Raw genomic sequence first — 19,856 nt, forward strand, 5'->3', positions numbered from 1 at the left:
AGCACCATCTTCACCGACCGCTCCCGGACCTCGGGGGAAAACTTGCTTGCTCTGCTCATGGCTCCATCTTCTCAAGTAATGGAGCCTCCGGGGTTCCCGGGGCGGTTCAGTAATCTACGCGTCTGACCATTCTCGCTGATGTTCAGATCTGTTGTTCCGTCATCGTTGCGTGCTCGCGTGAGGTGCTGCCGCTCAACTCCGCTCCATGCACCATTTAAGAATGCATGACCTTTGCCAGTCTTATCCCAGTTCACCAGGTTGTTACCGGCCGCATAAAAGCCGGCACCATTGAATCGCGTTGGATCTGTCCGGTCTGTTGAAGCATTTTGATAGGTGGCGCCACGATCCAGCGCGTTCACAAATTCTTCTGCACGGTTGTAATGTAGAAAAAGGTTTTTTACTACAGCATACTCGTGCGCCAAGGCTTGGCCTGCCCGGGGCGAATTGAGTGTTGTCGGGTCCACAAGCGGGTCGGCGACTACATTGTTCCATGCTGTTGCAAGCGGGCTATGCGAATCCGCATTCCGCAATGCATTTACAACATCGGCACCCTCCAACGCTTTGTCTCGCCCGGATTCGAGGTAGTCGCCGCGCCCAGTTACTCTTGGATTCAAACCATCAATGGCGGCACTTACATCGGCGAGTGAATGGTACTGATTTGTCTCGATACTGCGGATCATTGATGCAGTGCGCGCCTCGTTCTGGTTGTAGGCTTTTCCAACCATCGTCGCCAGCTTAACCTGGTCGTCCAAAGAGGCATTCTGGTAAAGCTCACTTCGCTGCAGGGGCGCAATAGCGCGATCCATCAACTTCTCGATTTGTGCCACATCACGTTGGTGTACCCAGCTGATGCCTTCGTTGGAAGAAAGGAAGGTGTCCAGCCTGGATTTCACCTCTGCATCAAGAGGTCGACCGGCATCAGCGCGGATAGCACGGCCGTTACGGCCAAGATCAGCGATCGCTTCATCAACCTGCTGTTGACTGAGAACAAGATCTTGCTGCTGCTCATGCGCCCACTGCTGGTGGGCATTCACAAGATCCCTTGGGACGTTCTCTCCGTTAGGCACATCCGGTTGATAGTGTTGCCCCAGATCAGTTTGGATCGTCCCGATCGTGTAGCCACTGTTGTCCGCTGGCTCTAGCAACGGTGTCCTGAGGTTGTCGCCAGCGACTTCCAATCGATAAGCGGCATATCCGCTTTCGGATGTCACACCGACAGCGAAGTACAGAGTGGCGCGCAACTCCTGATCTGTCAGCCTGCTCATGAATCACTCTCCGTGTCTGCGCAGGTTTCAGATGGAATCTGCTTTCCCTTGACATCCGGGTGCAAGACGACATCTCGCTTATACGCATTGCCGAATTTCTGGTAGCGAACCAAGGATCCCTTATCGAGAACGAAGTAATCTTCCTCACCGGAGAAGTTGGGGCATGCTTCATAGCCTGCCTCGCCATCTTCGCTGCAGTAGCGAACGTAAAGTTTTCCGCTACGCACATCCCCTTCCAGTTTTCCGCCACCGCCACGAGCGTTAGTACCCTCGCTCCACTCTCCCGTTACATGGGCCTCTTGCTGCTTGAGATCCATGCTCAGAAAATGGCCAGAGCCGCAGTCTGTGGCATATGCCCACTTGTTTGCAAAGTCGTCGACCCTGGCGCTAGTCGGTGGCGAAGCATTGGAGCATGCTGCACTCAACGCGACTGCGACGAGTGACATGCAACGAAGGATCTCTTTTCTCTTGAATTTTCTTTGAGCTGTCATTGAGCGCTCCCTTGATCTGCGCTATCGGCGAGTCGGGCGTGGGCACGGCGACTTTACTGCAAACAGCAGATTCCAATTCGGTTACTGTGCCAATATTCCTAGCTACGCCGTTGGCGAAAGGCGTTGTTAAAAAGCAGATGCTTTCCCGCCCTACGTCCCGTTTGGGGTCTCCGACAGCGGGGTTGGAGTCATTTTTGCACTTCATCTGCCCATCGTTCTCCATCAGGCTCACGACAACGCGCAGCAACCGTACGCTGAACCACAAAAGCAGCAACCGCATGCCCAAAGCACTGTGGCGCCGCGAACGCCAGCCAGTGCGCACCACGCTCGACGGTACTGAAGGTCACCGGGCCCGCGGCTTTCAGCAACGCGGCGTGCGCCTGCGCGCCTGCGTATGGGGTGTTGGGATCCAGCGTGCCGTGGATGATCAGGGTGCGCGGCAGGGTGGTGGGGCTGCGGCCGAACCAGGCGTCACGTGGGTAGGTGGGCAGGCTGGTGTCTACCAGCAGGCCGGGATGGGGCTGACGAACAACGCATCCTTGGCTTCGGCTGCCACCGTGTCGCGGGTGAGGGTTGGGCGTGCATTGTTTTCGGAGGCGGCGATCAGCATCACCAGCGGCAAGGCGGGCTGGTTGTCGCCGCCTTGGCCCATCGCGGCGAGCGCGGTCTGCAGATCGGCGATGGTGGTGGTGAGTGAGTTGGCATCGTCGCGGGCCAGGTCGTCGATGATGGCGGGAATGCGATCGCGCAGGGTGGGGAAGTTGAGCAAGGTGCCGAGAAAGCGCTTGAGGTCCTTGCCGGGCACTTGCGCGCGCCATGCGGCGCTGTCGCTGCGATCGAGCACGCGGCGATAGGTGGCAGTGTGCGCGTCGTCCAGCAGCGCACGCCCGACGGCATCGACCACGGCGGTGCGGTGGCTCAGGTCCCACTGCGTGGCGGTCTCCGGCGGCACCAGTCCATCCAGCACCAGTCCATCCAGCACCAGTCCATCCAACGGCACGGGCGCCACCTGCAGGGTGCGCAGCGCCAGCTGCGTGCCATAGGACACGCCGTACAGCAGCACCTCGCCCTTGCGTCGCTGTTGGCGGATCAGCAGGGCAAGATCCTGCGCGGCTTCGGTGATCGTAAAGGCCCTGGTGCGCTGCGCGTCTGCGTAGAGTGCGCCGATGCACGGGCCCCATTCGGTGCCGGCCAGGCCCACGCCATCGGGGCTGGCCGGCGCTTCCTGCATGGGGCACAGGCGTGCCGAGCGACCGGTGCCGCGATGGTCCGGAATGACCAGGTCGTAGCCGGGAAAGGCGCGCCGGTAGGTGTCGATCATCGGATAGAGCGAAGCACCGGCTTCGCCCGGACCGCCGGCGATCAGCCACCCTCGCCGCGTCGCTTGCGCTGGTCCACTGCCGGCAAGCGGCGAACGAACAGCGCGATGCTGCTGGAGTCCGGGGCTTCGTGCCGCAGCGGCACCTGGGTGATCAGGCATTGGCTTCCGGCCAACGGGGTGCGTGCCGCCGCGTCGGCACATGCGGCGAAGGATGGCGCCGGTGTCTGCGCCGCAGCACCGCACGGTGCAAGCACAGCGGCAAGGCAAACCACCGCAGCGTAGATCGTCGAACGAGGCATCGAGTTCCGTCTCTGAGCAAAGAGCCACAGCATTGCCCGACGCGGCGTTGTTGGTATCGCCCGAAAGTCACTCTCCGTCGATGAGGAGCGTCTGCCTGTGTGCAGAGCGGGTCACAGCCAGATGCGGGCAGGGCACCAACCCGCGGTGTCGGTGCGGTCGCGTCGCGCTGCCACACTGTGTCAGCGCTGCAATAATGTTATATTATTTCACACCCCTTGCCCGTAGACCATTGCTGCCGTGATCCGTTCGCCCCTGTCGTTGACCCATGTGTTGGCAGCTTCCCTGGCTACCATCCTGTTTCCCCTGGAATCCCGCGCGCAGTCGTCGGATTCGGCGCTGACGCTGGGCAAGGTGGATGTGCACCATCACGCCGACGGCCAGCTGGCGTCCCATCAGGTGCTCACCTCGGTCGACGTGCTGGGTGCCGATGAGATCGAAGACAAGAACGTGACGCAGAGCTGGGAGCTGCTGGGCCAGATGCCCGGCATCCAGCTCACCGAGACCCGGCAGGGCAACGAATCGGGCAAGGTGACCTTCCGGGCCTTCAATGGCGAGGGCTACATCAACGCCATCAAGACCTTGATCGACGGCATCCCCAGCAACGTCAACAGCGGCAACCAGCGCTTCATCGACATGCTGTTCCCGTTGGACATCAGCTACATCGAAGTGGTGCGCGGTACCAACGATCCGCGCTACGGGCTGCACAACATCGGCGGCAACGTCAATTTCGGCACGCGCCAGGGCGGCAACTACACCGACGCCCGCCTGTCGTATGGCAGCTTCGATACCCGCGATGCGCAGCTGGTAGCGGGGCGCGAGCGCGACGGGTTCGCGCAGAACTACTTCGTGGGAGTGCAGGCCTCCGATGGCTACCGCGGGCATGACAGCTCCGACAAGTACTCGCTGGGCGGCAAGTGGTATTTCGGCAATCTGGAAGACGGCATGCGCATCGGCCTGACCGCACGCGCGTACCACAGCGAGGCCGACGAGCCGGGCTTCCTGACCGCCGACGAGTTGCGCGTGGCCCGCCGCCCGTCGGCGCGCTACAACTTCAACGACGGCGGCGACCGCGACATGCGTCAGGTGGGCATTCACCTCGATATGAATCTCAGCGATGCGGTGTTCTTCGGCACCAAGCTGTACTACAACAGTTACGAAGACGACCGCCGGGTGAGCTTTAGCGACCTGCCAACCGGCAATGCGCCACGCCAGCGCCGCATCTGGGACGAGGCGCAGATCGGCATGCTCAACACGCTGACCTGGCGTGCCGACGATCGGCTGACCCTGGAGGCAGGGCTGAACTACGAACACCAGGACAACCGCTACCAGCGCGTTCGCTTCAACTACAGCGAACCGACCAACTTCAACGCGCCCCCGGCGCGGATCCAGAACGACGACCGGTATACGTTCGACAACTGGGGCGCGTACGTGCAAGCCATCTACCAGCCGATCGAGGCGTTGAAGATCGTGCCGGCCTACCGCGTGGATCGCTTCGATGGCGACACCACGCTGCCGGGTGGCGTACGCGCGCCGCTGCAGCGCTACGGCACGATCGAGCAGCCCAAGCTCAGCGTGGTGTACGCCTTCACCGAGCGCACCAATGTCTACGCCAACTGGGGCCGCACGTTCCAGGTACTCACCGGCTCCACGCCGCCCGCCTATCTGACCCCCGGGCAGGTCGCGATCGCGCCATCCACCAACACCGGCATGGAACTGGGAATGAAGTTCAGCCCGCTGCCGCGCAGCCAGGCGCGCCTTGCGGTCTGGCAACAGGACGCCACCAACGAGATCTCCAACATGCCTGCCACCGGTACCAATGTGGTGCTGGGCAAGACCCGTCGCCGTGGCGTGGATGCGCAGATCAACGCGCAGCTGGGCGATGCGTGGACGGTGTGGGCCTCGCATGCCTACCAGGAAGCGAAGATCGCGCGCGACAGCCGCGATGCCACCGTTTCCATCGAAGGCAACGAGGTGATCGCCACGCCGCGCCGGATCAGCAACATCGGTGTCGACTACCAGGCGACCGAAGCGCTCAAGCTGGGGCTGCAGGGCCGCGCGCAGAGCGATTACTACCTGGAAGAACGCAACGTGGCCGGCAAGTTCGGCAGCATGGCCACGCTCGATCTCACTGCGCGTTATCAAGTCACTCCGGCGTGGAGCGTGGACCTGCAGGTGCGCAATGTCACCGGGCGCCTGTACGAGTACGTCTGGTACGACAGCTTCTTCCAGGAGCGGCCACAGCCCATGTTCTCGCCCGGCGCTGGCCGGCAGGTGTTCATCGGCGTGAGCATGAAGCTGTAAGGTCGGCTGGCTGCGGCCGATGCTGCGGCCGGGGATGGTGAGCGCGGGCCAGGCGGCCTGCGCGCGCAGATATCGCCGCGCGTGGGCCGGCTCCTGGCGCACCGTCGCGGTGAGCGTCGCTGCAGCGGGGTACGATTCGGGCTTGTGTGCTTGCGTTGGTTTCCGCGTCATGTCTGCTGCCCGCCCGGTCCGCGATGGTCTCCCTGCCAGCCGTTTCCAGCTGCCGCTCGGCCCGTGGGCGACGGTGCTGGAGGCCCTGTGTGCGTGCTTTCCAAACGTGGATGCGGCCACGTGGCGCGCGCGCTTTGCGCGTGGCCGCGTGCTGGATGCGCAGCAGCAGCGGCTGGAGGTCCATGCGCCCTACCGGCTTGGTGCGGAGCTGTACTACTTCCGCGAAGTGGAAGACGAGCCGGCGATCGCTGCGACCGAAACCGTGGTACACGCCGATGCGCAGGTGGTGGTGGTCTGCAAGCCGCACTTCCTTCCCGTGGTTCCCGCAGGCGCCTACGTGCGCCAGACGCTGCTGGCACGGTTGGTCCACCGCTTCGACAACCCGTCGCTGGTGCCGCTGCACCGTATCGATCGCGACACTGCCGGGCTGGTGCTGTTCTCGGCCAACCCGGCGACGCGCGGCATCTACCAGGCGCTGTTTCGTGAGCGGCGGATCCGCAAGCACTATCTGGCGGTGGCGCCGCCGCTGCCGGGTCTGCGCTTCCCGTACGTGCATCGCAGCCGGCTGGTCCCCGGCGAGCCGTTCTTCCGCATGCGCGAAGGCGCAGGCGAGGCCAATAGCGAAACGCTGATCGATGTGGTGGCACGCAGCCAGACCACCTGGACGTACCGGCTGGAGCCGATCACCGGCCGCAAGCACCAACTGCGCGTGCACATGGCCGCGCTGGGCGCGCCGATCCTGCATGACCGCTTCTATCCGGATCTGGACGACCAGCGGCCCGACGATCCGCAACGTCCGCTGCAGCTGTTCGCGCATACGTTGGCGTTCGATGACCCGATCAGTGGCGAAGCCAGGCACTTCCTGGCGACTGTCGCGCCCACCACTCTGCGATAAGGGGCTGCATGGGTTGCGCGACAAATATCTGATTTTCAGGTATTCGGCAGCTTAGGTTACGGTGATGCCGCAGGCACCCAGCCCGCACACACCAAGGACGCCCGCCATGGCACCACCAAACGTTGCCAAGACCATCCGATCCAGGCCGCCGTCGCCCAAGCGCGCAGACGCCGGGCAGAAAGACTTGGCCTTCGGAGTCACCCTGCAGCAGATCGACCAGTTCCACGCGCTGTTGCGCACCATCATCGCGCAGAGCGACATGGTGGCGGTCTGCGGGCGAACGGCGCTGGATGCCGGGAGCGTGCCGGTATTGGGCGAGGGAATCTTCACCGCCGCGCGGGCGCTCCGCCGCATCGTCGATGAGATCCACGAACAGCGCTTGAGTCGTTAGCGGCAGGCCTGCTACACGCCAGGCAGTCGGATCGCAAGGTGGCGATGCGCCGCGCGTGGTTGCGTATGGGCGTATTGGCAGCAGGCCGTTCCTATCCTCGATGGGCGTCGTCGACCTGCCTGCATGCCTTCGCCACCGGCCAGGTTCCGGGCAAGGCCAGGCACTGAAGGGCGCGCGTGCGAGGCACGACCGATCATCGACCGAGAGCCACTCCGGGGTGGACGTCGTCCGGGGTTGACAGTAGAGAACGATCGTTCTACCGTTGCGAGAACGATCATTCTCTGACTGCCCATGCTTTCGCCAGCAGACTCCCACTCCAACACGGCATTGCTCGATGCCACCGAGCGCCTGATCTATGCCGGCGGCATTCATGCCACCGGGATGGAGGCGATCGTCAAAACGTCGGGAGTGGCGCGCAAGACGCTCTACCGCCTGTACCCGACCAAGGAGGCGTTGGTGGAAGCGGCCCTGCTACGCCGGGACGAGCGCTGGATGGCGTGGTTCGTGGCGGCCAGCTCGCACAGCGACGATCCGGTGGTGCGGCTGCTGTCGTGCTTCGATGCGTTGCGCAGCTGGTTTGGCGACAGCCGCTTCCATGGCTGCGCGTTTCTCAATGCCGCCGGCGAGACAGGCGACCCGGATCACGTGATCCGCAGGGCGGCACGCCTGCACAAGCAGCGCCTGCACGACTATCTGCACGGCCTGGCAAACGATGCCGGCCGGCCAGACCCGGACGCGCTGGCACAGCAACTGTTGGTGTTGATCGACGGCGCCATCGCCGTGGCGCTGGTGTTCGGTGGTACCGAGTCTGCAACTGCTGCCCAAGGCGCTGCCCGCCAGCTGCTTGGGCAACCCCCTGTCGCGTCCTGATCCTTCGAGGAGATTTGCCATGTCATCGTCTGCATCGTCCCGTCCGCCGCTGCCGCCCTTCACCCACGACACTGCCTTGCTGAAGGTGCGGCTGGCCGAAGACGGCTGGAACAGCCGCAACGCGGCCAAGGTGGCCCAGGCCTATAGCGTGGACACGCGCTGGCGCAACCGCGCCGAGTTCGTCAATGGCCGCGATCAGGCGCAGGCGTTTCTCGAGCGCAAGTGGGCCAGGGAACTGGAGTACCGGCTCATCAAGGAGCTGTGGGCGTTCAACGAAAACCGCATCGCGGTGCGCTATGCCTACGAGTGGCACGACGACTCGGGCAACTGGTTCCGCTCCTACGGCAACGAGAACTGGGAGTTCGACGCCGACGGTCTGATGCGCGCGCGTCATTCCTCGATCAACGACCTGCCCATCCAGGAGGCCGAGCGCAAGTTCCATTGGCCGCTCGGGCGCAGGCCCGATGCGCACCCGGGCCTGTCCGATCTGGGGCTCTGAGCGCGCATCCCGTGGCCGCCGCATCCGGCCTTCGCTGACGACCATGTGGATACCGCTGTCGGTCCACTGTAATTGAGCCCACACTGATCCGCGAAGACCTCTAAGCTTGACCACGACAACAGCAGACCGTAGCTCACCGTTGTGAATGCGAGTGCCATCGGTGGTGGCGTAGCTGCAGACGCGCTTCACAATGACCTTAAGGCCTTCAGCAATCCAAATCGCATTAGTTGGTTAGCGCCCGTGCGCTCCGTCACAGCCCAACTACCCATACTTTGACCGAGTTGCAGTCCTACATAGAGACTATGCGCTGAAGCAATCTCGTTCCATGGAATCGCAAAGGGAGTTGACATTGAAGAAGTATCTTGTGGGTGCATTGCTTGCGGCAGGATTTGGCATTTCCTTTTCTGCTCAAGCTGGAGTAGGAATTTGTAATGACTGCAACCTTGGACGGAAGCAGACAATGTCTCGTGAGCTCGGTGTTGGTGATCACCATCTCTGGGACTTCAACCGTCGGACCGTCTATCACATGGTCGTTTCAGTAAATGGTGGAGGTCGCCCACCAAGCCCGATGTCAATGCCTGCAGCGGACTACGCCCGAGTCACGTCAGATCAACGAATGACAGCCTCAGCAGGGGGGCAACTGATCGTGAAGAAGTTGCCTTGACAGCTGTCGAGTTGCAAGGACTCGCCGCAGGCCTCGCAGTTTACGATGCAAATGGTGGATCTCCCTACGTTGTGAGCACTCTGCCGGCGAGTATTAGCATTGCTACATCTTCCGCAGCAACAAAGATTGCAGCTCGGGTTGGTTCACAGGCAGCAGCAATGCGCCCCATGACTGCGATGGATGCGGTAACAACTCCTGTTTATCGAGAAACTGCGACGAGGGCAGCTCTAGGCATGGATAATCTCGAGCCGTTCTGGTATCTAAATGAGCAGCTGCGAGTTGCGGTCTCGAACCTGACAAGCGTTATTAACATAGGCGCCATACGAAGCCCGTTTGTTGTTACAAACATAATCCAGTTCCCTGATGGGTCTCACTTTAAAGTCGAATGGAATTGGAGCCTAAAAGATTACTCATACGTGAAGGGCTCAGCTAAGGATGCCGCGGGAAACTTCATTCCAGAGACAAAAGCTGATGTCACGGGGACAGATGCTGAAAGAAATTACGTATACCCAAACTACCGGGAATCTTTGGACGCGGGTGACCAGATGGTTGAGCACATTAGTAATCTGGGCGTAAGGTGGCAGGGAGCCACGACAAGGCCAGTTAATCGTAGTTTTCATCTAGCATGTACGAGCACCCCAACTGGGGCAATGTGTCAGATCGTTGTGATGTGAGAATATGAATAATCAGATCCAAACCAATAATTCATTCGCCATCCGGTCCTTTCTTTCGCTCGTCGGCGGACTGGTTCTCCTGCAGGTTGGAAACCTTATGGGGAAGGGGTCCTCGTACCAACTAAATTGGTACTACATTGCACTGTGCACTCTTTATGCATTGGTTCCGATTGCCATCCTTCGAGCTATCCAGCGCCGCCCCAGTTTTTCCAGGCGGCTACACTCCATGACCCTAAGTGCATCAGCGCTGGTAGCAGTTGCGGGTGGAGTAGCTCTTTCGCTGCTGCCCCTGCCCAGCCCCTAACCACTCAGCACGCGCTGAGCGTGTATTTTGCCCCCCAACTGATGCAGGCGTGAGCCTGCGTCAGTACCTGCCGAAACCTGCTTCGGTGCACCCGACCCGGCAACTCAGCGCACCTTGTACAACACCGCTGCGCCGGGCCGCGGTTCGAACATCGGCACGGTCTGCTGCTTGAGCGCAGTGCCCTTGGCATCCCACACCAGGGTCTCGGTGGGGTAATCGTCCTTGCGGGTCATGCTGTCGATCTGCTTGACGATCACTGTCTTGCCGGCGGGTACCTCCGGGTTCCAGGCGAACACGCCGAGGCGGCCGTAGAACACGGCCGGCGCGGCGGCATCCAGGCGGCGGTCCGGGCACATCACCAGGCCGCGTTCGAGCATCACCCGCAGCGCGCCGACCGGCACGGCCTTGACGGTGGGGCTGGTGCGTTCGGTGCTGTGGCCAGGGCAGACATTGGCCGCGCGGGTGATCATGTCCTCGGCCACCTGGCGGTCGGACTGGGCCAGCGCAGGAACGGACGCAGTGGACAGGGCAAGCAGGGCAAGTGCGGATTTCCAGGGCATCTGACAACTCCTCTTGTGATGACACTCCAAAGGCAGCCCGGCCACGCGGGGCTGCTGCCAGCAAGGCGCCCGGATGCTAGCAAGCCGGTTGTTAAATCCCGTGGAGATGGACGAGTGCACTTCGCGCCCAGGTGCATCAGGCCGGGCAGGTGACTGCGCACGCGTCTGCGAGCGGTGCAATCGAAACGCAGCTACGCGCATGATCGACACCGCTGCGTCACCGTTGGCCAGTGCGTGCAGATGCGTGCGTGTTGCGCGCCTTGCCGATGAGGTGTTGCGGTGGCGTCAGCAGCGGGCGCACTGTCTGCCAGTGTGACCGACCAGCACCGAGCGAGTGGCGCGCTCACCGGTACGCTGCTGGACCCGGGAGGTCTTGTGCCCGATCAGCGAGCCAACCGTCTTCTACGCAGGGAAAAGAAGCGCGCGTCAACCGTCGAGAAACGCATCGATTGCCGCCGCGCCATGTTCGCGGATCGCCACATCGCGCGTCTTGAAAATCCCCGACGATCAGTTCGCGCACATGTCGGTGACTGCCTGCATCGACACGCTGCGTTCCTTGAATCGATCTTCGAGCAGCGCCGAGACCTGCGCGTCCAGTGCGATCACCTCGCTTGCTGTCAGGTGCCTGGATCTGCGCGCAGCCTCATCGGCCAGGTGCGTGCGTTCGACGTTGTCGGATGCTCCCCGCTGGATCAGGCGGATGATGACGTAGGCGTGCTGGTCGGACACGTTGGCCTGGGTCCGCAGCCCGTGCTGCTCCAGCGACGCCTGGTAGGCGGCCAGCACCACTGCCCAATTCCCGGTGTTCAGGCCATCCTGCACCAGGCGCCCAACGCTGCTCGCATAATGTTGCAGCAGGTCCGCATAGTACGGGCTGCGTTCGTCCGGCGTCTGCCAGGGCGCCATGATGAAGCAGGCGGCGGCCTGCCGATTGCCTTGCAGCGCAGCCTCCAGCGTGGCCCGGTAGATCTGCGCATTGGCCAGGTCCTGCGAAACCGATGCGAGCCAGGGCTCGCATGATTGCCGATGGTCGACCAGGAAACGGGCGTTATCCACGAGCCTGTCTCGCTGATCGGCGTCCATCGCGGCCAGCGCCTTCGGGTTGTTCAATGGCCAGTTGGGGTCCGATGCTGCTTGTGCTTTGTAGAACGCATCGAAGTGACGAAACTTTGCGCAGTTCCTTGCGAACTCGAAGCGGCGTCGGGGATCGAACGCACTATCGGCAGGGAAGCCATCGAAGCCTACGACTGCACTGTTGCCTGTGGATGCCGTGGAGATGGACGCGACAGGCGCCGGGCCGCGCGGCGTGGCCTGCAGGTGTTGCGCGCTCGCCTGCGCAGGAACGGCGGAAGTGGCGCGAGGCGAGCGCCACAGCACGATGGCAGCAAGCACCATGACGGTGGCAATGACAATGCCGTATCGCATTCTTGCGCTCATTCCAACCGCTCCCTCGTTCGCGGGTCATTGATCGCCTGATCGATGCAGCGTTTCTCCTTGGCGGCTGCCCATGCCTGGCAGCGGGTCTGGCGAACCGCTCAAGCCTAGCGTGATCCGGGCCGCGGATGTCGCTGGTTGTGATCTCTCAGTAGGTTGCTCATCCGGGGCTGACCCGTTCACCGCTTGTCGGGAGACTCCCGATTGAGTGCCGGCAGCGGCGCCGCTAGCGTGCGCGCAAGACACTGCCGGATCGCCCATGGAACGCGCCGACCTCATTGCCTCCCTGCTCACCGGCATGCGCCGGGCCGAAGCCATGCGTGCGCAGCCATCCAGCTACAGTACTGCCCACAGCGAACAGATGAACCTCGAGCACGGCAAGGCCGACGACGCCGAGCTGGTGCTGTCGTTGTTCAAGTTCACTCCGGAGCATCTGAAATTGCTGGGCAGTGCCGGCATCGAAGCGCTGGGCGAAATCGTCTGCCACGCCTGGGTCCTGCATGGCGGCGACACTGCCGCGCTGATCCGCTGGTTCCGCGAACCGATGAATGCCGTGGATGGCCAGACGCCCGCCGCGATGGTGCGCGCCGGTCAGATCAAGGTATTGCTGCTGGTGCTCAGGCAGCAGATCGAATGGGAGTTGCCCAAGCGGTTGGCGTGAGCACGCGAAACGTCTGACCACCGTTTGCGTTGTGTCGGTGCCATCCTCCTCCACCGTTGGTCGGCCATGCGGCATCGAGATGCGTGCATAGCCTCGCCTGCGCCATCGATCCATCCACACGCATCGGTGGCGTGTGGTGTCGAACGACCGAATGACCTTCGATTGTTTCCCTGACGTAGCTCGATCGAACTTGAAGTAACCAAGGCCTTCGACCCAACGGATCGATGGCGTCCGGATGCGTTGCCTTGAACGGCATCGCGCCATGCGTGGCAATGCTGCGCTCGTGCAGCTGCTGTTGCAGCGATGTCGGCATGGCTGCCGCCGCCTTGCGGTTCTGGTTTTCGATGCAAGCGCGGCCTTGCCCGCTGTGCCTGTCGCTCGACTGCGGGCAGGCGGCCGCCAGACAGTGGCAACGCATCCAGTCGACTCAAGCCGCCCGGTAGTTGCGCGGCCGTGTCATCCAGGAAGCCATGGCACTCGAGCCTTGGCTCACCGATACGGTCCCGGCCCGCGCCACACCGGTTCGCCCTGGCGGTAGACCTCCATCATGTTGATGACCTCGCGGGCATCGCCGATGTTCTTCAGCTCGGGCGAGTCCGGTGGCAGCAGGCGGCACTTGCTGGAGCCGCGCTTGAGCGCGACCTCCAGCGGGCAGACCATGCGTTGCTGCGTGCCCGGCAGGATGATGGCGATCTCCTGCATGCCCTGTTCCTTCCATACCCGCAGCTGGGTTTCGCTGCGCACGTCGTAATAGACCTGGTAGCCGCCAATATCCATGCTCGGCTGGGCGTTGTTGCGGTCGTTGCGGCGGCCCTGGCTGATGGTCGGCGTGTACGCGCTGCCGTCTTCGGCGGCATCGGCCGGTTCGTCGAGCATGCCCGGTGGGCGCCCGGTCCAGGTCTCGGGGCGGCGTTGCGGCGGCGACGACGGTTCGGCCGGCGGCCGCGGTGGCGTGGGGCGCTGCACCGGCCGGGTCTGGCGCTGCTCGTTCGGGCTGCCGCGACGGGTGTCGCCTGGAGGCGGCACCGGGTTCCTGGCGTCCTGCACCAGCGTGGATTGCACGGGCGAGGCAGCCGGCGGCGGCTGGACCGGTGCCGGCGTGGGCGAGGGCGGCGTGGGCGTGGGGGAAGGCGTGGGTTGTTGCGGTTGGTCGGTATCGCCGACGAAGTCCACCTTGGTGCGGCCGCCGCTGGACGAGCCCTGCGGCGGGGTCACGGTGGGCGTGGAGGCCGACAGCAGGATCAGCAGCATCAGCACATGCACCAGTGCGCTGATCAGTGCGGCGATCCACGGCTCCAGGCGTTCGCGCAGCGGTTCGGTGCGCGGCAGCCAGTCCTGCGCATCGAGGTGGACATGCAGGATTTGCAGGGCCCCTTCGCGCACGCGGTAGACCAGCACGTACGGGGTCTGCGTCACCACCCATTCGCGGGTGCCCGGCACCCGGCCCGCGCTGCCGCGGCCGGGTTGTTCGGCCAGCGTGCGGGTCGCGTCCAGCACCCGTCGCGCCATCGCGGCGGCAGCGGTCGGGTTGAGCGCGTGGTAGTGATCCTGGGCGTGAGCGAGCTGGCTGGCGGCCGGGACGGTCCAGTCACGCCGCAGCATCAACGCCCCATCCGGCGAACAGCGTCGCGAGCTGCGGTGCGCTGAGGACCGCGCCTGTCTCGGCTGCGGCGATGCCCTCCAGTACTGCCGCCTCGAATCGGGCGGCGTCCACGGCGCGGGCCACATCCTGCCACCCTGCCGTGTCCGGCAGCGTGTCGATCAGCGTATGGGCGTGTTGCTTGATGGCGGACATGGCACTGCGATGGGGGAGTACGGCTGCAAGTCTACCGCCGTGGCCTGGATCCGCGTGTGGCGAGCGCCGACGCGCATGCGGGGGATTCATCGGCGGCGCTGGCTGCCAGCAAGGGCGCTCCAGCGGCGACGCCTGGTCTGGCGGAGCAGGCGCGTGCCAGGCAGCAGAAAGTGACGCTTGGCACCTTGTCTGCGCTGCGGCCCGGTTTCATTCTGCAGCGGCCACTTCGCCAGGACCGCGCCATGCCCGCCCATGCCATTGCCCCGTTTGCCCCCTATCTGTCGATGGCCGCCATCGTATTCGTCTACTACCGGCGCATCCGCCGCAGTTTCGGCCGCCAGCCATGGAAGCCGCTGGCCACCGGCATCCGCGCCACGCTGCTGCTCATCGCGGCGGCGGCGCTGGGATTTGCGGTCTACGGGTTGCCGCAGGTGCGGCTCGGCATTGCCGTTGGCGCGCTGGTCGGCATCGGGCTGGGCGTGCTTTCGCTGCGCTACACGCCCACCGAGTGGGTGGACGGCCGCGGCTGGTACACGCCCAACCCGTGGATAGGCGCGGCACTGATGGTGGTGCTGGCAGGGCGGCTGGCCTGGCGCTGGGCCAGCGGTGCGTTCGCCAACGGTGCGGCGGTGGCCGGATCGCAGGCCAGCCCGCTGACCCTGGGCATCGCGGCGGCCCTGGTGCTGTACGCGCTGGTGCATACCGCCGGGCTGTGGTGGCGCCTGCGGCAGCTGCGGCTGGACATGGGCGAACACGCGAGCCGAGCGTCCAGCTAAGAGCGGCCAAAAAACGACTGCGCTCCCCGCCAGGCGGGCGCGGCCAGTGCCCGGAATCGGCATGTACCGCTCATACACTGCGGTTCCGAGCGCGCCGCCCACACCCGCCTGACGACCGCTCGCTAGGTACTGTTAGCCGCTCTAAACCTGGGAGCGGAACGGGAACACCAGCTTTTCGCCCAGCCGCTGCCGCAGCGGCCGCGCGCGCCAGCGCTCCAGCGTGTAGCGTTCGGCGCGTTGCAGGTCGCGCTCGAACACGTCGGTCATGCGCGCGGCCAGCGTGCGGTCGTAGACATTCAAACTGGCCTCGTCGTTGAGGCGGAACGAGCGGATGTCGAAGTTGGTCGAGCCCACCGACACCAGCAGGCCATCCACGATCAGCAGCTTGGTGTGCAGCATGGTGGGCTGGTATTCGTGGATTTCGATACCGGCCTGCAGCAGCGGCTCCCAGCTGGCCTTGGAGGCCAGCCGTACCGAGACCGCATCGATGTGCTTGCCAGGCAGCAGCACACGGATCCTGACACCGCGGCCGCGGGCTTCCAGCAGCGCGCGGGTGATCAGCGCGTCGGGCACGAAGTACGCTGCGGCCAGGTCGATGGTGTTGCTGGCGGCGGCGATGGCGATCAGATACATCAGGTGCATGCTCTCGCTGCCGCCGGCCGGCGAGGCCACGAACAGCTGCGCATCGCTGTCGCCGGCCGGCTCCAGCGCCGGGTAGTACCGGGCACCGTTGACCACGCGGCCGGTGGTCTTGATCCAGTTGTCGTTGAAGGCGGTCTGCACCTGCGCCACCACCGGGCCTTCGATGCGGTAATGGGTGTCGCGCCAATGCTCCGGGTCCTGCGCATCGCCCATCCACTGGTCTGCCACGCCCACGCCGCCGGTGAAGCCGATCCGGCCATCGATCACCAGCAGCTTGCGGTGCGTGCGGTTGTTGACGCGGTGCAGGTTGTACCAGGCCAGCGGGCGGTAGCGGTGCACTTCCACGCCGGCGTCGGTCATGGTGTCCACCAGCGCATGGTCCATCTTCAGGCTGCCGCCCCAGTCGATGGTGACGCGTACCGACACGCCGGCGCGCGCGCGCGCGGACAGCGCCTGGCTGAACTCGCGGCCAATCTCGCCCGACCAGTAGATGTAGGTTTCGAAGGTGATGGTGTGCTGCGCGCCGGCAATGGCCTCCAGCATCGCCGGAAAGATCTCGCAGCCGTTGTTGAGCATGTCGATGCGGTTGCCGGGCAGGATGGTCGGGCCCAGCAATACCGACATTTCGCGCTTGAACTGCGGGTCGGCAACGTCGTAAAGGTGCTTGGGAATGTGCTGGAGCTTTTTCTCCGGCGTGGCGAAGTTGAGCAGCAGCAGCCCCACCAGCAAGGTGACGACCACGGCAGCCACGATGATCCAGATCATGCACCCCACTCCGATCCCCGCCATTGCGGGCATAAACGGCGGGCATTCTGGCAAGGCTGGTGGCATGGGGGTCGTGAAGGATCCGGCGGCCGCAGGCGTGGCCTCCCCTCGCCACCGCGTGTGCCGGGCATCGGGATGGATCACGCAAGCGATGCGGCCGCTCCCCCTACTCCGCCACGCGCAGATAACTCGGCGGTACGTGTGCCGTCAGCCAGACGCCGTTGTCGGCCTGGAAAAACGTAATGCCTGCTGCATGCATCTGCAGGCTCTCCACGCGCAGCACCACCGGCGTGCCGTGGCGCGCTCCAACCTTGGTGGCGGTGTCCGGATCGGCGGATAGATGGACATGATGGCGCTGGCCCGGTAGCAGGCCCTGCACCAGGATTGCCGCAAGTACGCGTGTGGCGGTGCCGTGATACAGCACGTCGGGAGGGCGCCGCGCCTGGTGCTGGACTGCAACGGCCGGGGTGCTGTGGCCTTGCGCGGCGCGGATGCGCAGCTCGTCGTCGGACAGGGTGAAGCGCTGCTTGTCGCTCTGCGCGACGACCGTCTTGACCAGCGCCACGTCGAGATGTCTGCCTGCGGCTGCGGCACCGGCAATGATGGCATCGATGTCCACCCAGCCATCCCGATCGAGCGTCACGCCAATCGACTCCGGCGCGTGCCGCAGCACATAGCTCAGAAACTTACTGATGTCGGTGAGTGGTTGACGCATGCTGTCTGCCTCTATTCCTGTCTGCCTCTATTCGCAGGATGGGGCCGTCGACGACCTGGCCGCGGTAATGGTGCGACATGCCGCTTGTCGGATGCGCCCACGCGCGCAGACGATCCATGCACTGTCTTACCGCTTCGGGTGGGCAGCGCGGGGCGCGGACGCGGTGGCTGGCAGTGTGCAGCAATGGCTGTGTCCGTTACGGGTGCGCACAGTGACATCGAACGCGGACGCGGTGCTATGGTCCGCGCATGTCCAGGCGCGCTTCCCCGATTCGTTGCAAGGCAAGGCTGCTGGCGCCGGATGTGCCCGGGGCGGCGACCTGGCTGTTTCTGCGGTTGCCTGCCGCGGCCAGCACGCAGTTGCCCACCCGCAGCATGGTCACCGTACGCGGAAGCCTGGCCGGGCATCCGTTGCAGGCCACGCTTGAACCGGACGGGCAGGGCGGGCATTGGCTCAAGCTGGACGCCACGCTGCAGCGCGCGGCCGGCGTGGCGGCCGGCGACACCGTGGCACTGGAAATCGCGCCGGTGGACGTGGAACCCGAGCCGGTGGTGCCGGACGATCTGCAGGCCGCCCTGGCCGCGCAGCCGGCCGCGCGTGCGACCTGGGACGACATCACCGCGCTGGCGCGACGCGACTGGATCTTCTGGATCGTGTCGGGCAAGCAAGCCCAGACGCGGGTCAAGCGCATCGCCACCGCCTGTGCCATGCTGGCGGCAGGCAAGCGCCGTGCGTGCTGCTTCGACCGCTCCGGGATGTACAGCAAATCGCTTGCTGCACCGACGCCGAAAGCGAGCTGAAGCGCGGTAAGGTTCGGCTCGATCGGCTGCTTGTATATGCGCCGAAATGCTTACATGCGTCACACAAGCGCGCACCTATACTTCGGGGCTGTCCCACCCGAGAGGTTCCGACCGCATGAGCGTACCCCCATCGTCTCCGATCGCCGCCGGTTCCGCCGCCGCGCCCGGCAGCCTTCGCCGCTCGGTCTCCAACACGCTCAAGGGATCGGCCGGCAACCTGGTCGAGTGGTACGACGTCTACGTCTACTCGGTGTTCGCCACCTATTTCGAGTCGCAGTTCTTCTCCAAGGAAGACAAGAACGCCACCTTGTTCGTGTGGGCGATCTTCGCGATGACCTTCCTGATGCGGCCGATCGGTGCGTGGTACTTCGGCCGCTTCGCCGACCGCTACGGGCGGCGTCTGGCGCTGACCATCTCGGTGTCGATGATGGCGTTGTGCTCGTTCGTCATCGCGATCACGCCCACGGTGGCGACCATCGGCATCGCCGCACCGATCATCCTGTTGCTGGCGCGCCTGCTGCAGGGCTTTGCCACCGGCGGCGAGTACGGCACCAGTGCCACCTACATGTCCGAAGCGGCCATTCCCGGGCGGCGCGGCTTCCTGTCCTCGTTCCACTACGTGACCCTGGTTGGCGGCCATGTGCTGGCGCAGGCCACGCTGCTGGTGATGCTGCAGGTGTTCGATGCCGAGCAGGTCTCGGCCTGGGGCTGGCGCGTGGCGTTCGGCCTGGGCGGCATCGGCGCGTTGGTGGTGTTCTGGCTGCGCCGGACCATGGACGAATCGCTGAGTTCCGAATCCATCGCCGATTCGCGCACCGGCAAGGCCAAGGCGTCCGGTTCGCTGCGCGAGTTGTTCGTCAACCAATGGCGCCCGTTGCTGCTGTGCTTCCTGATCACTGCCGGCGGCACGATCGCGTTCTACACCTACTCGGTGACCGGCCCGAAGATGATCCAGACCGCCTTCGCCGGTGGCGACGTGATGGCCGGCACCATCATCAACCTGGTCGCGCTGACGCTGCTGATGCTGATGCAGCCGGTCGGCGGCTGGTTGTCGGATATCGTCGGCCGCAAGACCTTGCTGGTGTTCTTCGGTATCGGCGGGGTGCTGTACACCTGGTTCCTGGTGACCGAGCTGCCCAGGCAGACCGATTGGCTGAGCGCCTTCGCCATCCTCACCGTGGGCTTTGTGATCCTGACCGGCTACACCTCGATCAACGCGGTGGTGAAGGCCGAGTTGTTTCCCACCCATGTGCGTGCGCTGGGCGTGGGACTCGGCTATGCGCTGGCGAACTCCGCGTTCGGCGGCACCGCGCCGCTGCTGTACCAGGCCTCGTTGAAAACAGGCCATGTCAGTGAATTCGTGATCTATGCGACGGCAGTCACTGCGGTGTCGTTGGTGGTCTACATGTTCTTCCTGACCAACAAGGGCAGCAACTGGCTGGACGACGAAGCGGCGATGCAGCAGCGCAAGCGTTGAGCGCCCGCCGGCATCGCGCAGATCCGCAAGACACGGCGGTGCGCGCCACCCGCATGGCCGTTCCGTCGGAGCGCCCCCGGGCGCG

22 protein-coding genes and 1 other RNA gene are annotated in these 19,856 nt (G+C 64.2%); 12 read left to right on the plus strand and 11 right to left on the minus strand.

Features of this window, described 5'->3' with window-relative positions:
- Positions 1–71: 71 nt before the first annotated feature.
- The 5 genes from LL964_RS17720 to LL964_RS17740 form a co-directional block, all read right to left on the minus strand.
- Positions 72–1,265, minus strand: a complete 1,194-nt coding sequence (locus LL964_RS17720) for a hypothetical protein (protein WP_228329481.1) — start codon at positions 1,263–1,265, stop codon at positions 72–74.
- Positions 1,262–1,756: a hypothetical protein gene (locus tag LL964_RS17725; RefSeq protein ID WP_104588733.1), complete on the minus strand. Its 495-nt coding sequence runs from the start codon at positions 1,754–1,756 to the stop codon at positions 1,262–1,264. Before LL964_RS17725 ends, LL964_RS17720 begins: the two co-directional genes overlap by 4 nt.
- A 188-nt stretch (positions 1,757–1,944) precedes the next feature.
- Positions 1,945–2,265 (minus strand): alpha/beta fold hydrolase, encoded by a 321-nt coding sequence (locus tag LL964_RS17730; RefSeq protein ID WP_228329490.1) that lies wholly within the window; start codon positions 2,263–2,265, stop codon positions 1,945–1,947.
- On the minus strand, positions 2,256–3,077 hold the full coding sequence (locus LL964_RS17735) for an alpha/beta fold hydrolase (RefSeq protein WP_244181112.1): 822 nt from the start codon (positions 3,075–3,077) through the stop codon (positions 2,256–2,258). The genes LL964_RS17730 and LL964_RS17735 overlap by 10 nt, the downstream gene beginning before the upstream one ends.
- A gap of 41 nt (positions 3,078–3,118) precedes the next feature.
- The gene (locus LL964_RS17740) at positions 3,119–3,376 is read right to left on the minus strand and encodes a hypothetical protein (protein WP_228329493.1); all 258 of its coding nucleotides are present in this window, start codon (positions 3,374–3,376) and stop codon (positions 3,119–3,121) included.
- A gap of 259 nt (positions 3,377–3,635) precedes the next feature.
- Between LL964_RS17740 and LL964_RS17745 the strand changes: the two genes are divergently transcribed.
- The 7 genes from LL964_RS17745 (at position 3,636) to LL964_RS17775 (ending at position 9,842) form a co-directional block, all read left to right on the plus strand.
- Positions 3,636–5,678 carry a TonB-dependent receptor gene (locus LL964_RS17745; protein ID WP_104588747.1) on the plus strand — a complete coding sequence of 681 codons (2,043 nt, stop codon included), beginning with the start codon at positions 3,636–3,638 and terminating at the stop codon, positions 5,676–5,678.
- A 169-nt stretch (positions 5,679–5,847) separates the two neighbouring features.
- On the plus strand, positions 5,848–6,744 hold the full coding sequence (locus LL964_RS17750; RefSeq protein ID WP_104588732.1) for a pseudouridine synthase: 897 nt from the start codon (positions 5,848–5,850) through the stop codon (positions 6,742–6,744).
- A 133-nt stretch (positions 6,745–6,877) separates the two neighbouring features.
- On the plus strand, positions 6,878–7,135 hold the full coding sequence (locus LL964_RS17755; RefSeq protein WP_228329491.1) for a hypothetical protein: 258 nt from the start codon (positions 6,878–6,880) through the stop codon (positions 7,133–7,135).
- A 291-nt stretch (positions 7,136–7,426) separates the two neighbouring features.
- Positions 7,427–8,005 carry a TetR/AcrR family transcriptional regulator gene (locus tag LL964_RS17760; protein WP_104588730.1) on the plus strand — a complete coding sequence of 193 codons (579 nt, stop codon included), beginning with the start codon at positions 7,427–7,429 and terminating at the stop codon, positions 8,003–8,005.
- Positions 8,006–8,024: 19 nt separating this feature from the next.
- The gene (locus LL964_RS17765) at positions 8,025–8,504 is read left to right on the plus strand and encodes a nuclear transport factor 2 family protein (RefSeq protein WP_104588729.1); all 480 of its coding nucleotides are present in this window, start codon (positions 8,025–8,027) and stop codon (positions 8,502–8,504) included.
- Between the two features lie 349 nt (positions 8,505–8,853).
- On the plus strand, positions 8,854–9,168 hold the full coding sequence (locus LL964_RS17770; protein ID WP_228329483.1) for a hypothetical protein: 315 nt from the start codon (positions 8,854–8,856) through the stop codon (positions 9,166–9,168).
- Positions 9,165–9,842 carry a hypothetical protein gene (locus LL964_RS17775; protein WP_228329484.1) on the plus strand — a complete coding sequence of 226 codons (678 nt, stop codon included), beginning with the start codon at positions 9,165–9,167 and terminating at the stop codon, positions 9,840–9,842. Before LL964_RS17770 ends, LL964_RS17775 begins: the two co-directional genes overlap by 4 nt.
- Positions 9,843–10,250: 408 nt before the next feature.
- Here LL964_RS17775 and LL964_RS17780 read toward each other — a convergent pair whose 3' ends face one another.
- The gene (locus LL964_RS17780) at positions 10,251–10,682 is read right to left on the minus strand and encodes a hypothetical protein (RefSeq protein ID WP_208621492.1); all 432 of its coding nucleotides are present in this window, start codon (positions 10,680–10,682) and stop codon (positions 10,251–10,253) included.
- Between the two features lie 531 nt (positions 10,683–11,213).
- Positions 11,214–11,762 carry a hypothetical protein gene (locus LL964_RS17785; protein ID WP_228329485.1) on the minus strand — a complete coding sequence of 183 codons (549 nt, stop codon included), beginning with the start codon at positions 11,760–11,762 and terminating at the stop codon, positions 11,214–11,216.
- 637 nt (positions 11,763–12,399) lie between these two features.
- On the opposite strand from LL964_RS17785, the gene LL964_RS17790 reads away from it, so the two are divergent.
- Complete coding sequence (locus LL964_RS17790) at positions 12,400–12,801, plus strand: DUF2384 domain-containing protein (protein ID WP_104588725.1); 402 nt, start codon at positions 12,400–12,402, stop codon at positions 12,799–12,801.
- Between the two features lie 489 nt (positions 12,802–13,290).
- Here the strand turns inward: LL964_RS17790 and LL964_RS17795 are convergent, their stop codons facing one another.
- Positions 13,291–14,403 carry a type II toxin-antitoxin system RelE/ParE family toxin gene (locus LL964_RS17795; protein ID WP_104588724.1) on the minus strand — a complete coding sequence of 371 codons (1,113 nt, stop codon included), beginning with the start codon at positions 14,401–14,403 and terminating at the stop codon, positions 13,291–13,293.
- Positions 14,390–14,596 carry a hypothetical protein gene (locus tag LL964_RS17800; RefSeq protein WP_104588723.1) on the minus strand — a complete coding sequence of 69 codons (207 nt, stop codon included), beginning with the start codon at positions 14,594–14,596 and terminating at the stop codon, positions 14,390–14,392. The genes LL964_RS17795 and LL964_RS17800 overlap by 14 nt, the downstream gene beginning before the upstream one ends.
- A gap of 242 nt (positions 14,597–14,838) precedes the next feature.
- On the opposite strand from LL964_RS17800, the gene LL964_RS17805 reads away from it, so the two are divergent.
- Both LL964_RS17805 and LL964_RS17810 read left to right on the plus strand, forming a co-directional pair.
- Positions 14,839–15,372, plus strand: coding sequence for a CcdC protein domain-containing protein (locus LL964_RS17805; RefSeq protein ID WP_104588746.1), 534 nt, complete (start codon positions 14,839–14,841; stop codon positions 15,370–15,372).
- Between the two features lie 61 nt (positions 15,373–15,433).
- Positions 15,434–15,510: non-coding RNA, sX9 sRNA (locus LL964_RS17810), on the plus strand.
- A gap of 3 nt (positions 15,511–15,513) precedes the next feature.
- On the opposite strand, the gene LL964_RS17815 is transcribed toward LL964_RS17810, so the two are convergent.
- The gene (locus LL964_RS17815; RefSeq protein ID WP_167395445.1) at positions 15,514–16,779 is read right to left on the minus strand and encodes a phospholipase D-like domain-containing protein; all 1,266 of its coding nucleotides are present in this window, start codon (positions 16,777–16,779) and stop codon (positions 15,514–15,516) included.
- A gap of 166 nt (positions 16,780–16,945) precedes the next feature.
- A complete protein-coding gene (locus LL964_RS17820) occupies positions 16,946–17,494 on the minus strand; it encodes an RNA 2'-phosphotransferase (protein WP_104588722.1) in 549 nt (182 codons plus the stop codon).
- A 248-nt stretch (positions 17,495–17,742) separates the two neighbouring features.
- On the opposite strand from LL964_RS17820, the gene LL964_RS17825 reads away from it, so the two are divergent.
- Positions 17,743–18,294 carry a YdeI/OmpD-associated family protein gene (locus tag LL964_RS17825; protein WP_104588721.1) on the plus strand — a complete coding sequence of 184 codons (552 nt, stop codon included), beginning with the start codon at positions 17,743–17,745 and terminating at the stop codon, positions 18,292–18,294.
- 115 nt (positions 18,295–18,409) lie between these two features.
- A complete protein-coding gene (locus tag LL964_RS17830) occupies positions 18,410–19,771 on the plus strand; it encodes an MFS transporter (protein WP_104588720.1) in 1,362 nt (453 codons plus the stop codon).
- Positions 19,772–19,856: the final 85 nt, after the last annotated feature.

This window comes from Xanthomonas melonis, assembly GCF_020783655.1.
Taxonomy (GTDB): domain Bacteria; phylum Pseudomonadota; class Gammaproteobacteria; order Xanthomonadales; family Xanthomonadaceae; genus Xanthomonas; species Xanthomonas melonis.

Bases quoted from the DNA above. Each gene is read 5' to 3' on its own strand.
- LL964_RS17720 (WP_228329481.1), bottom strand. From the start codon at position 1,265: ATGAGCAGGCTGACAGATCAGGAGTTGCGCGCCACTCTGTACTTCGCT.
- LL964_RS17725 (WP_104588733.1), bottom strand. From the start codon at position 1,756: ATGACAGCTCAAAGAAAATTCAAGAGAAAAGAGATCCTTCGTTGCATG.
- LL964_RS17735 (WP_244181112.1), bottom strand. From the start codon at position 3,077: ATGATCGACACCTACCGGCGCGCCTTTCCCGGCTACGACCTGGTCATT.
- LL964_RS17740 (WP_228329493.1), bottom strand. From the start codon at position 3,376: ATGCCTCGTTCGACGATCTACGCTGCGGTGGTTTGCCTTGCCGCTGTG.
- LL964_RS17750 (WP_104588732.1), top strand. From the start codon at position 5,848: ATGTCTGCTGCCCGCCCGGTCCGCGATGGTCTCCCTGCCAGCCGTTTC.
- LL964_RS17760 (WP_104588730.1), top strand. From the start codon at position 7,427: ATGCTTTCGCCAGCAGACTCCCACTCCAACACGGCATTGCTCGATGCC.
- LL964_RS17765 (WP_104588729.1), top strand. From the start codon at position 8,025: ATGTCATCGTCTGCATCGTCCCGTCCGCCGCTGCCGCCCTTCACCCAC.
- LL964_RS17790 (WP_104588725.1), top strand. From the start codon at position 12,400: ATGGAACGCGCCGACCTCATTGCCTCCCTGCTCACCGGCATGCGCCGG.
- LL964_RS17795 (WP_104588724.1), bottom strand. From the start codon at position 14,403: ATGCTGCGGCGTGACTGGACCGTCCCGGCCGCCAGCCAGCTCGCTCAC.
- LL964_RS17800 (WP_104588723.1), bottom strand. From the start codon at position 14,596: ATGTCCGCCATCAAGCAACACGCCCATACGCTGATCGACACGCTGCCG.
- LL964_RS17805 (WP_104588746.1), top strand. From the start codon at position 14,839: ATGCCCGCCCATGCCATTGCCCCGTTTGCCCCCTATCTGTCGATGGCC.
- LL964_RS17815 (WP_167395445.1), bottom strand. From the start codon at position 16,779: ATGATCTGGATCATCGTGGCTGCCGTGGTCGTCACCTTGCTGGTGGGG.
- LL964_RS17820 (WP_104588722.1), bottom strand. From the start codon at position 17,494: ATGCGTCAACCACTCACCGACATCAGTAAGTTTCTGAGCTATGTGCTG.
- LL964_RS17825 (WP_104588721.1), top strand. From the start codon at position 17,743: ATGTCCAGGCGCGCTTCCCCGATTCGTTGCAAGGCAAGGCTGCTGGCG.
- LL964_RS17830 (WP_104588720.1), top strand. From the start codon at position 18,410: ATGAGCGTACCCCCATCGTCTCCGATCGCCGCCGGTTCCGCCGCCGCG.